Genomic DNA, 11000 nt, shown 5'->3' with positions numbered 1-11000 from the left:
CAATTTCTTGGAGTTATCCCAGAGCCGGGGGCAGGTTGCCCACGTGTTACTCACCCGTTCGCCACTCATCCCCCCGCAAGCGGGGTTCAGCGTTCGACTTGCATGTGTTAAGCACGCCGCCAGCGTTCGTCCTGAGCCAGGATCAAACTCTCCGTAGATGCTTGATACCGGCTGAGAACCGCGACCTGACAGATCGCGATATCAATCAACCAAAGGAATCCCACCGCGCCCTGACGGACACGGACGGGGTATTACTTGGCACTGACTTTCGGCACGCTGTTGAGTTCTCAAGGAGCGGACGCGCTCGTACCCCGGCCTTGTCGGCCTTCGTTCGAGGCGGTGTCTCCACTGTACACCGGGCTCCGCAGCCCTCGACCGCGGGGGTCTGAGAGGCGGTTGACCAGGCTGGCGGCCCGGTCCGTTCTCGCTCGGTGCAGGAAGGACGATACACGTCCTCGGAGGGGCCGTGCACGGGGGTCCCGGGTGCCGCCGGACACACCGCGGGACGACGTGCGCCCGGACGCCTCAGGCGACGCCGGCCGGGCGGAACTGCACGCTCACCCGTGGCCCGACGGCCTTCGCGGTCTTGGGGATGCAGTGCTCCCAGGTGCGCTGGCAGGAGCCGCCCATGACCACCAGGTCACCGTGGCCCAGCGGGAAGCGGAGGGTCCCGCCGCCGCCGACGGGACGCAGCAGCAGCGGCCGCGGAGAACCGAAGGACACGATCGCCACCATCGTGTCCTGCGTGCGGCTGCGGCCCAGGCGGTCACCGTGCCACGCGACGCTGTCGCGGCCGTCGCGGTACAGGCACATGCCGGCGGTGACGAAGGGCTCGCCCAGCTCGGGCGCGTAGTGCGCGTCGAGCGCCGTGCGGGCCTCGGTGAGCACGGGGTGCGGCAGCTCCTCACCTCGCCCGTACCAGCGCAACAGGCGGGGGACGGCGACCTCGCGGTCGTACATCTGCCGCCGGTCGGCACGCCAGCCGATGTCGCCGAGCAGCACGTCGAGGACCGCCTCGGAGCCGGTCACCCAGCCCGGCAGGTGGTCGACCCACGCGCCGCGGTCGAGCCGGTGCCGCGTCACCCGGCCGGCCAGCGGCGTGAGCGCGGCCTCCTCGGCGACGTCGAACATCGACGGCTGGTGGGTGAGCGTCATGGCGGCAGGCTAGCGCCGGTCGAACGCGTGTACGAGTCCTCGCTACGCGGTGAGCGCGAGTGCGAAGGGCAGCACCCGGGAGGCGCCGGCCAGCCGCAGCTCCCGCCCGGCGACGGTCATCGTCCAGCGCGAGTCGGCCAGGTCGTCGACGAGCAGCACCGGCACCGGTCCGAGCTCGGCGAGCCGCGCCCGCAGCTCCGGGCCGACGACGAGCCGCTGCCACACTCCGGCCAACCGGAAGGCGCTGTTGCCGCCCGGGCCGCCGGTGGGTCCGCCCTGCGCGAGTGACAGCTCACCGAGGTAGGGCAGCCGGCCGAGCCGGGACAGCCCCTGCGCCACCCCGGTGACCAGCCGCGGCCGGCGCCGGGAGGGCACGGCGACCACGCCCGTGGGCCGCTCGGCCCAGTCCCACGCGCCGAGCACCCGCGCACAGGCCCGCAGCAGCTCCTCGTCGGGCGGCACGTCGGAGGAGGCCCGCCGCACCGGCACGTCGAAGGCGGCGTCCGGGTCCTCCTCCAGCCCCGGGGCCTCCAGGTCGACCACGCCGCCGACGCCGTCGTCCCCGAGCAGGGTGCGCAGCCGCTGCCCCCAGCCCAGGTCGGTGAGCCGGGCGACCGCCCGGCCCGGGTCGAGCTGCTCGGTGGGCGCGATCCTCCCCTTCACCGAGACCCCCAGCCGGTCGGCGCCGGTGGGCCACTGCGCGCGCGGCGCGAGCTCGACACCCGGGCGGTCCAGCACGGCCGAGGCGGCGTCCGCCGCCCCCTCGGGGACCTCGGTGGGGTACCAGGGCCCGGCGCAGACGTCGCAGCGGCCGCACGGTGCGGCGGTGGGGTCGTCGAGCGCCTCCTGGAGGAACGCCATCCGGCACCGTGCCTCGTCGACCGGCCGCGCGTAGGCGATCATCGCCCGCTGCTCGGCCTCCCGGGTGCGGGCGACGCGGGCGTAGCGGTCGCCGTCGTAGACCCACGGCCGGCCGGTGGACCGCCAGCCGCCCTGGACCCGCTCGACGGCGCCGTCGACGGCGAGCACCTTGAGCAGCAGCTCGAGCCGGGACCGGCGGACGTCGGCCACCGTCTCCAGCCGCGCCACCGACCACGCCTTCCCGTCGGCCATCGCCGACAGGACGGCGGCGGCGTGGTCCTCCCGCGGCATGGAGGAGGTGGCGAACCACTGCCAGATGGCGAGGTCCTCGGGCCCCGGCAGGAGCAGCACGTCGGCGTGCTCGACCGCGCGGCCGGCGCGGCCCACCTGCTGGTAGTAGCTGACCGGGGACGACGGCGCCCCGAGGTGGACGACGAAGCCGAGGTCGGGCTTGTCGAAGCCCATGCCGAGCGCGGAGGTGGCGACGAGCGCCTTGACCCGGTTCTCCCGCAGCGCCTCCTCGGCGTCCTTGCGGTCGGCGTCGTCGAGGCGGCCGGTGTAGGCGCGGACGTCGTGCCCGGCGTCGCGCAGCAGCGACGCCGTCTCCTCGGCCGCGGACACGGTGAGCGTGTAGACGATGCCGCTGCCCGGCAGGTCGCCGAGGTGGGCGGCCAGCCAGGCCAGCCGGGCGCGGTCGGTGGGCAGCCGGAGGACGCCCAGGCGCAGCGAGTCGCGCGCCAGCGGGCCGCGCACGGTGGTCACCCCGACCCCGCCGGCGCCGAGCTGCTCGGCGACGTCGGCGACGACGCGCTCGTTGGCGGTGGCGGTCGTCGCCAGGACCGGCGTCCCGGCCGGGAGGGTGCCGAGCAGGTCGCGGATGCGGCGGTAGTCGGGGCGGAAGTCGTGCCCCCAGTCGGAGACGCAGTGCGCCTCGTCGACGACGAGCAGGCCGCAGCGGGCGACCAGGCCGGGCAGCTGCTCCTCGCGGAAGCGCGGGTTGGTCAGCCGCTCCGGGGAGACCAGCAGGACGTCGACCTCGTCGGCGGCCAGGGCCTGTGCGACGTCGTCCCACTCGGTGGCGTTGGCGCTGGAGATCTCGACGGCGCGGATGCCGGCCCGGGCGGCCGCGGCCACCTGGTCGCGCATGAGCGCCAGCAGCGGGCTGACCAGCAGGGTGGGGCCGGCGCCGCGGCGGCGCAGCAGCGCGGTGGAGACGAAGTAGACCGCCGACTTGCCCCACCCGGTGCGCTGCACGACCAGCGCGCGCTCGGACCGCTCGACCAGCGCGGCGACGGCGGCGTCCTGACCCTCGCGGAACGCCGCGTCGGGACGGCCGGTGAGCTCCCGCAGGACCTCGAGGGCGTCGGCGGCGAGCTCGGACGTCGGCGCGGCGGTGCTCATGACCCGACACTAGGTGCGGACACCGACGGACCGGCCTCTGCGCGCGGGACCTGGGGACGACGGGCAGGATGGGGACGATGCGGCCGCCGGACAACCACGTGCACACCGGGTGGTCCTGGGACACGCCCAGCTCCGTCACGATGGCGCGCGCCTGCGAGAAGGCGGTGGCGCTGGGCCTCCCGGCGATCGCCTTCACCGAGCACCTCGACTTCACCGTGTGGGGTCCCGACGACCGGGCCACCACGCTGGGCCTGGTCGACCGGCACGCCTCGCGCCACCAGTCGATCGACACCGAGGGCTACTGGGCCGAGCTCACCGAGGTGCGCGACCGCTACCCCGAGCTGCGGATCTGGTCCGGCGTCGAGGCCGGCGAGCCGCACCTGTTCTCCGCGAGCGTCGCCGCGCACCTGCGCGACGCCCCGGTCGACCGGGTGCTCGGCTCGCTGCACTCGCTGCACGACGGCGACCGGCTCTACGGCGTCGGCCAGCTGCTGTACAGCGACGCCGACGGCACGATGCGCCGCTACCTCGCCGAGGTCGTGGACATGGTGGAGAGCAGCGACGTCTTCCAGGTGCTCGCCCACGTCGACTTCCCGCGGCGCTACTGGCCCGGCGGCCAGCACCGCTACGTGGAGAAGGACTACGAGGAGGAGTACCGCGCGGTGTTCCGCGCGCTGGCCGGCACCGGCCGGGCGCTGGAGGTCAACACCAGCAGCCCGCTGGCGTCGGCCGACCAGGTGCGCTGGTTCCGGGAGGAGGGCGGCGAGGCGGTGAGCTTCGGCAGCGACGCCCACCAGGCGGCCGCCGTCGGGCAGCGCTTCGACCTCGCCGTCGACGTCGTCGAGGCCGCGGGCTTCCGTCCCGGCCGGGACCGGTTCGACTTCTGGCGCCGCTGAGGTGGGCTCCGCCGTCCGCGACGCGACGGACGCCGACGCCGCCGCCTGCGCGGCCGTCTACGCGCCCTACGTCACCTGGACGGCGGTCAGCTTCGAGACCGAGCCGCCCCACCCCGCCGAGATGGCCCGCCGGATCGCCGCCGCGCAGCGGTCGCACGCCTGGCTCGTGCTGGAGGAGGACGGGCGCGTCGTCGGCTACGCCTACGGCGGACCGTTCCGGTCGCGGACGGCGTGGCAGTGGTCGTGCGAGGTGAGCGTCTACCTTGAGCCCGGACGGCGGCGCGGGGGCGGCGGGCGGGCGCTGTACGGGGCGCTGCTGCAGCGGCTGGCCGACCGCGGGTACCGCACGGCGGTCGCCGGGACGACGCTGCCCAACGAGGCGAGCGTGGCGTTCCACCGCGCGATGGGGTTCGAGCCGGTCGGGGTCGTCCGGAGGGCGGGCTGGAAGGACGGCCGCTGGCACGACGTCGCCTTCACCCAGCGGGCGCTCGGCGACGACGACGGGCCCCCGCCCCCGCTCCGCTGAGCTCAGCCCGCCACCCGGTCCAGCGCGGCGCGGTAGACCCGGGGCAGCGCGACCGGGGCGATGAGTCCCTGGGCCAGCAGCACGGCCCGCCCGCGCAGCCCCCGGCCACCGCTGTGGTGCCACGTCACGTCGACGTGGCTGCCGCCGTCGTCCCGCGGGGTGATCCGCACCTCGCCGGTCCCCCGGTCGCAGTGGTCGCTGTCGAGCAGCGTCCAGGTGACCCGGTCGGGGTCGGGCCACTCGTAGCGCAGCAGCACCCAGAAGGGCACCCCCGCGCTGCCCTCGCGGACGACGGCCCAGCCCTCGCCCTGCTCGCGGACCTCGTACCGCCCCGGGTCGAGGGTCCTCGACCACACCTCCAGCCGCCGGTCGCCGACGTCGGTGAACGCCTCGCGGACCTGCGCCGGGGTGGCGCGGGTGTCGAGGTCGAAGTGGACGCGCACGGCCGCCTCCCTCCTGACGGTCCCCGCTGTCCCGATCGTCCCGCGGCCCGGGGCCGGGCAGGGGGCACGCGGTCCCGCCAACTACTTCACCGCTAAGAGAAACGCCGATAGGGTCGCCGGGGTGACGTCCCGCCGCGTGGTGATCGCCCTCGGGGGCAACGCCATGACCGGGCCCGACGGCTCGGCCACCCCGCAGGCCCAGCGGGACGCGATCCGCGAGGCGGCCGGCCACGTCGCCGAGGTGGTGGCCGCGGGCGTCGAGGTGGTGCTCACCCACGGCAACGGCCCGCAGGTGGGGAACCTGCTGGTCAAGAACGAGCTGGCCGCCGCCGTCGTACCGCCGGTGCCGCTGGACTGGAACGTCGCGCAGACCCAGGCGACCATCGCCTTCACCCTGGCCGACGAGCTGGACGCGGCCCTGGCCGCCCGGGGGCTGCCGCAGCGCACCGCCGGGCTGGTCACGCGCACCCTGGTCGACGCCGACGACCCGCACTTCCGCGAGCCGTCCAAGCCGGTGGGCCGGTTCCTGCCGCGCGAGGAGGCCGAGCGGTTCCTCGCCCTCGGCCAGGTCTGGGAGGACCGCGGCCCGCGGGGCTGGCGGCGCGTGGTCGCCTCGCCCGAGCCGCGCGCGGTCGTCGACTCCGCCGCCGTCCACGTCCTCGCCGCGGCCGGCTTCGTCGTCGTCTGCGCCGGGGGCGGGGGCGTCCCGGTGACCGACGACGGCGGGGACGGCGCCGCGCTGCGCGGCGTCGAGGCCGTGATCGACAAGGACCTCACCGCCGCCGTCCTGGCCCGCGACCTGGACGCCGACACCCTGGTGATCGCCACCGACGTGCCGAACGTGATGGTCGACTTCGGGACGCCGGCGCAGCGCCCGCTCGGCCGGGTCACGGTGGCCGAGCTGCGCGCGCACGCCACGGACGGCCAGTTCGCCCGGGGCTCGATGGGCCCCAAGGTCGAGGCCGCCCTCCGCTTCGTCGAGGGGGGCGGCGAGCGCGCCGTCGTCACCTCGCTGGAGAACATCACCGACGCCGTCACCGGGGACGCCGTCGGCACCGTCTTGACCGCTAGCTGAGAAGAGGAACCCGTGCCCGCACCGATCGAGGTCCGCAAGGTCCCGCTGCACAACGTCAGCGACGCCAGCGAGCTGGCCAGGCTCATCGACGACGGCGTCGTGGAGGCCGACCGGGTCGTCGCCGTCATCGGCAAGACCGAGGGCAACGGCGGCGTCAACGACTACACCCGGATCATCGCAGACCGCGCCTTCCGCGAGGTGCTGCTGGAGAAGGGGACCCGGTCGAAGGAGGAGGTCGGGGAGATCCCGATCGTCTGGTCCGGCGGCACCGACGGCGTCATCAGCCCGCACGCGACGATCTTCGCGACGCTGCCCGAGGACGCCGTCGAGAAGACCGACGAGCCGCGGCTGACCGTGGGCTACGCGATGAGCGACGTCCTGCTGCCCGAGGACATCGGCCGCATCCCCATGGTCGAGAAGGTCGCCGAGGGCGTGCGCCGCGCGATGGCGGCCGCCGGGATCACCGACCCCGCCGACGTCCACTACGTGCAGACCAAGACGCCGCTGCTGACCATCGAGACGATCCGCGACGCCAAGGCGCGCGGCGAGGACACGTACTACGACGAGCCGCACGGCTCGATGGACCTGTCCAACGGGACGACGGCGCTGGGCATCGCGGTGGCGCTCGGTGAGATCGAGATGCCGGAGCAGTCGCAGGTCATGCGCGACCTGTCGCTGTTCAGCGCCGTCGCCTCCTGCTCGTCGGGCGTGGAACTGGACCGGGCGCAGATCGTCGTCGTCGGCAACGCGCGCGGGCACGGGGGCGCCTACCGGATCGGCCACTCGGTGATGAGGGACGCCCTCGACCAGGACGGCATCTGGAACGCCATCCGCGACGCCGGCCTCGAGCTGCCCGAGCGGCCGCACCCCTCCGACCTCGGCGACCGGCTGGTCAACGTCTTCCTCAAGTGCGAGGCCGACCCGACCGGCTACGTCCGCGGCCGGCGCAACGCGATGCTCGACGACTCCGACGTCTTCTGGCACCGGCAGATCAAGGCGACCGTCGGCGGCGTCGCGGCGTCGGTGACCGGTGACCCGGCGGTGTTCGTGTCGGTGGCCGCGGTGCACCAGGGCCCGTCGGGCGGCGGACCGGTCGCGGCCATCGTGCGGGCCTGAGCCCCCGGCTCAGCACTCGAACCGGACGCGGGCGATCTGCTCGCAGAAGGGGGCGAACCGCTCCCGGCGGACGCGGTCGCGCTCCTCGTCGAGGTCGTGGACGCGGTGGGCCTCGACGTCGGTCCAGTCGCTGGTGAGGGCGGAGTCCCACCCACCGGCGCGCAGGCCGGCGTCGAGGCCGACGCGCACCCCCGGCTCGAGCCTGCCGACGACGGTGCGGATCACGTCCCCCGTCGTCGGGCCGGCCGGCGCCGGGGGCACGCCGTGCCCCGTGACGGGCCCCCGACCCGCCCGGGCCCTACCCTCGGCAGCACCGGGCGCAGGGACCACACGGAGGCCGTCGCAGTGGACAGGGCGATCCGGACGAACGCGCTGCCGGCGGGTCTGCTCGGTGCCGTCACCGTCCTCGACCTGGTGATGGGGCCGCAGGGGGTGCTGATCGGCCTGCTCGCGGCCCCGCCGCTGGTGGCCGCCTCCGTCACCGGGCGGCGGGCGACCGCCGTCCACGGCGCGCTGGCCCTGCTGACCGCCGCGCTGCTGGGGATCCACGACGGGCAGTACACCGGCGCCGCCGCCACGGCCCAGGCCGTCCGGCTGCTCGCGGTGACCGGCGCCGGCGTGCTGGCCGTGGCCACCTGCAGGCTGCGGCTGCGCCGCGAGGCCGCGCTCGCCCGGATGACGGCGGAGGCGGCGACCACGCAGGCGGAGCTGGCCACCGCCGAGGCCCTCCAGCAGCACCTGCTCGGGCCACCGCCCGCCGTGCCCCACCGGCAGACCGCGGCCCGGTACCTGCCGGCCGTGCGCAGCGCCCGCATCGGCGGCGACTGGTACGACGCCTTCCCCGCGCCCGGCGACGCCACCGTGCTGGTGGTCGGGGACGTCGCCGGCCACGACGCGCGGGCCGCCGCGGCGATGGCCGAGGTCCGCGGCATGCTGCGCGCCGTCGCCGCCACCACCGCCACGCTCCCGGGCCCCTCGCCGGCGCGGGTGCTCGACACCCTGGACCACGTCCTCGCGCGGCTGGGTGCCCCCGCGCTGGTCACCGCCGTCGTCGCCGTGCTCTCCCCCACCGGGAACGGCGTGCGGCTGTGCTGGTCGAACGCCGGGCACCCGCCCCCGGTGCTGGCCCGCGGCGACGGCACGGTCCGCCTCCTCGAGCGGAGACCGGAACGGTTGCTGGGCGTGGAGCCGGGCAGCCGCCGGACCGACGCCGACCTGCCGCTGGAGCCCGGCGACACGCTGCTGCTCTACACCGACGGCCTCGTCGAGCGGCGGGACCGGACCCTCGACGAGGGCACCGACTGGCTGCTGTCCCAGCTGCGGGGGCGGGCGGACGAGCCCCTGGACGCGGTCGTCGACGGCCTGCTCGCCGGGCTGGCCGGCACCCGGCACGACGACGTCGCGCTGCTCGCCGTCCGCCTGCCCCGCTGATCAGCCGTCGAGGACGGCGAGGAAGGCCGGGGGCACGGCGTCGACCAGCCACACCCCGTTGGCCGAGCGGGTGAACACCGCCCCCGTGGCGGCCAGCCCGGCAGCGTCGACGCGCAGCACGGCGGCGGGACCGCGGCGCCCGCCCACCGCCCGGGCCGTCGCCTCGTCGGGGCTCAGGTGCACCGCGTGCCGCCGGCCCGGCCGCAACCCCTCGGCGAGGACCGCCGGCAGGGCCCGCCGGGACGTGCCGTGGAAGAGCTCGTCCGGTGGCTGCTCGGCCGGGTAGCCGAGCGCGACCGGGACGCTGTGCCCCTGGCTGGCCCGGATCCGCCGGCCCCCGGTGTCGTAGGCGAACCGCCGCTTGTCGTTGCCTGCCACGACCCGGTCGAGGTCCGCCCGGGTGAGCGGCAGCCCGTGCGCGGCGAGGGCGGCCAGCAGCGCGTCGACGTCCACCCAGCCGGCCTCGTCGAGGGCCAGCCCCACGCTGTCGGGCCGGTGGCGCAGCACGAAGGACAGCCGCTTGCTGATCCGGACGACGTCGGTGCCGTCCACCGCCGACACGACCGGCACCGCGTCGTCGGGCGGCCCCGTCCGACGGGGGAACCCCTCACCGGGGCCGTCGTCGCCGGACGCGCCCCCGTGCCACACGGGCAGCAGCCTGGCGGGTGGCGTGCCGGCGGCGCCACCCGGTTAGCGTGCGGGGACCAACCACGGGCGAGCGGGGTGCGGATGATCGACAAGCGGGTCGCGTCACTGGCCGACGCGGTCGCGGGCATCGAGGACGGCGCCACCGTGCTGGTCGGCGGCTTCGGCGCCTCCGGCGTCCCGGTGGAGCTGGTGCACGCGCTGCTCGACCAGGGGACCACCGACCTCACCGTGGTGACCAACAACGCCGGGTCCGGCGAGACCGACGTCGCCGCGCTGCTGCGCGAGCGGCGGGTGCGCAGGATCGTCTGCTCGTACCCGCGGTCGGCCGGGTCGGTCTGGTTCGAGGAGCGCTGGCGGGCCGGGGAGGTGGAGCTCGAGCTCGTGCCGCAGGGCACGCTGAGCGAGCGGATGCGGGCCGCCGCGGCCGGCCTCGGCGGGTTCTTCACCCCGACCGGCGCCGACTCCCGGCTGGCCGAGGGCAAGGAGGTGCGCGTGATCGGCGGACGGCGGCACGTGTTCGAGGAGCCCCTGCGCGGCGACGTCGCCCTGGTCAAGGCGGCACGCGCCGACCGCTGGGGCAACCTGGTCTACCGGACGGCGGCGCGGAACTTCGGCCCGACGATGGCCGCGGCCGCGGAGCTGACCGTCGTCCAGGTGGACGAGTTCGTCGAGCTCGGCGAGCTGGACCCGGAGGTCGTCGTGACGCCGGGGATCTTCGTCGACCGCGTCGTGCGGGTGGGTGCGGCGTGAGCCCCGGCGTGCGGCTGGAGATGCGCGACGTCGCCCGGCGGGTGGCCCGCGACGTCCCCGACGGCGCCTACGTCAACCTCGGCATCGGCCTGCCCACCCTGGTGGCCGACTGCGTGGGGCACGACAAGGAGGTCGTCTACCACTCGGAGAACGGCATCCTCGGGATGGGCCCGGCCCCCGCACCCGGCGAGGAGGACCCCGAGCTGATCAACGCCGGCAAGCAGCCGGTGACCCTGGTGCCCGGCGGCGCGTTCTTCCACCACACCGACGCCTTCCTCATGATGCGCGGCGGGCACATCGACGTGACCGTGCTCGGCGCCTTCCAGGTGTCCGAGACCGGCGACCTGGCCAACTGGGCCACCCTCGACGCCACCCACCCGCCGGCGGTCGGCGGCGCGATGGACCTCGCCGTCGGCGCCAAGCGGGTGCTGGTGCTGACCACGCACACGACCAGGGCCGGCGAGCCCAAGCTCGTGCCGCGCTGCAGCTACCCGCTGACGGCGGCCGGCGTGGTCGACCGCGTCTACACCGACCTCGCCGTCCTCGACGTCACGCCCGCGGGGTTCTGCGTGCGCGAGATGGTCGCCGGACTGACCCGCGAGGACCTGCAGGGCGCCACGGCGGCGCAGCTGTCCTTCGCCGACGACCTGGGCGTGCTGGCGCCCTGAGCCCCGCCGCTCCTGTCGAGATCACGGGAT

12 protein-coding genes and 1 rRNA gene are annotated in these 11000 nt (G+C 75.5%); 7 read left to right on the top strand and 6 right to left on the bottom strand.

Annotation, left to right across the window (positions count from 1 at the left end; all coding sequences use genetic code 11):
- The 3 genes from BLQ97_RS21160 to BLQ97_RS21150 form a co-directional block, all read right to left on the bottom strand.
- Positions 1–158, bottom strand: a 16S ribosomal RNA gene (locus tag BLQ97_RS21160); the annotation flags it as partial.
- Between the two features lie 367 nt (positions 159–525).
- A complete protein-coding gene (locus tag BLQ97_RS21155; RefSeq protein WP_091368596.1) occupies positions 526–1155 on the bottom strand; it encodes an alpha-ketoglutarate-dependent dioxygenase AlkB in 630 nt (209 codons plus the stop codon).
- 42 nt (positions 1156–1197) lie between these two features.
- On the bottom strand, positions 1198–3417 hold the full coding sequence (locus BLQ97_RS21150; RefSeq protein ID WP_091368594.1) for a RecQ family ATP-dependent DNA helicase: 2220 nt from the start codon (positions 3415–3417) through the stop codon (positions 1198–1200).
- Between the two features lie 77 nt (positions 3418–3494).
- Between BLQ97_RS21150 and BLQ97_RS21145 the strand changes: the two genes are divergently transcribed.
- Together BLQ97_RS21145 and BLQ97_RS21140 are read left to right on the top strand one after the other, a co-directional pair.
- Complete coding sequence (locus tag BLQ97_RS21145; protein ID WP_091368703.1) at positions 3495–4313, top strand: PHP domain-containing protein; 819 nt, start codon at positions 3495–3497, stop codon at positions 4311–4313.
- Position 4314: 1 nt separating this feature from the next.
- A complete protein-coding gene (locus BLQ97_RS21140) occupies positions 4315–4839 on the top strand; it encodes a GNAT family N-acetyltransferase (RefSeq protein ID WP_091368592.1) in 525 nt (174 codons plus the stop codon).
- A gap of 2 nt (positions 4840–4841) precedes the next feature.
- On the opposite strand, the gene BLQ97_RS21135 is transcribed toward BLQ97_RS21140, so the two are convergent.
- Positions 4842–5282, bottom strand: coding sequence for an SRPBCC family protein (locus tag BLQ97_RS21135; protein ID WP_091368590.1), 441 nt, complete (start codon positions 5280–5282; stop codon positions 4842–4844).
- A gap of 121 nt (positions 5283–5403) precedes the next feature.
- Between BLQ97_RS21135 and BLQ97_RS21130 the strand changes: the two genes are divergently transcribed.
- Together BLQ97_RS21130 and bar are read left to right on the top strand one after the other, a co-directional pair.
- The gene (locus tag BLQ97_RS21130) at positions 5404–6357 is read left to right on the top strand and encodes a carbamate kinase (RefSeq protein ID WP_091368588.1); all 954 of its coding nucleotides are present in this window, start codon (positions 5404–5406) and stop codon (positions 6355–6357) included.
- Positions 6358–6369: 12 nt separating this feature from the next.
- Complete coding sequence (gene bar / locus BLQ97_RS21125; RefSeq protein ID WP_091368586.1) at positions 6370–7473, top strand: barbiturase; 1104 nt, start codon at positions 6370–6372, stop codon at positions 7471–7473.
- 9 nt (positions 7474–7482) lie between these two features.
- Here the strand turns inward: bar and BLQ97_RS21120 are convergent, their stop codons facing one another.
- Positions 7483–7698 carry a hypothetical protein gene (locus BLQ97_RS21120; protein WP_091368584.1) on the bottom strand — a complete coding sequence of 72 codons (216 nt, stop codon included), beginning with the start codon at positions 7696–7698 and terminating at the stop codon, positions 7483–7485.
- Between the two features lie 120 nt (positions 7699–7818).
- Here BLQ97_RS21120 and BLQ97_RS21115 point away from each other — a divergent pair, with 120 nt between their 5' ends.
- Positions 7819–8904: a PP2C family protein-serine/threonine phosphatase gene (locus tag BLQ97_RS21115; protein ID WP_245692570.1), complete on the top strand. Its 1086-nt coding sequence runs from the start codon at positions 7819–7821 to the stop codon at positions 8902–8904.
- On the opposite strand, the gene BLQ97_RS21110 is transcribed toward BLQ97_RS21115, so the two are convergent.
- Positions 8905–9552, bottom strand: coding sequence for an RNA 2'-phosphotransferase (locus tag BLQ97_RS21110; RefSeq protein WP_245692568.1), 648 nt, complete (start codon positions 9550–9552; stop codon positions 8905–8907). It lies immediately after the preceding gene.
- Positions 9553–9633: 81 nt separating this feature from the next.
- Here BLQ97_RS21110 and BLQ97_RS21105 point away from each other — a divergent pair, with 81 nt between their 5' ends.
- Positions 9634–10302: a 3-oxoacid CoA-transferase subunit A gene (locus tag BLQ97_RS21105; protein ID WP_091368697.1), complete on the top strand. Its 669-nt coding sequence runs from the start codon at positions 9634–9636 to the stop codon at positions 10300–10302.
- Positions 10299–10970, top strand: a complete 672-nt coding sequence (locus BLQ97_RS21100) for a 3-oxoacid CoA-transferase subunit B (RefSeq protein ID WP_425402622.1) — start codon at positions 10299–10301, stop codon at positions 10968–10970. Before BLQ97_RS21105 ends, BLQ97_RS21100 begins: the two co-directional genes overlap by 4 nt.
- Positions 10971–11000 lie beyond the last annotated feature (30 nt).

Origin of the sequence: Geodermatophilus telluris, from assembly GCF_900102745.1 — a bacterium.
Taxonomy (GTDB): Bacteria; Actinomycetota; Actinomycetes; order Mycobacteriales; family Geodermatophilaceae; genus Geodermatophilus; species Geodermatophilus telluris.
The sequence above is the reverse complement of the archived record's forward strand: the minus strand, read 5'-3'. Positions and strand labels throughout refer to the sequence as shown.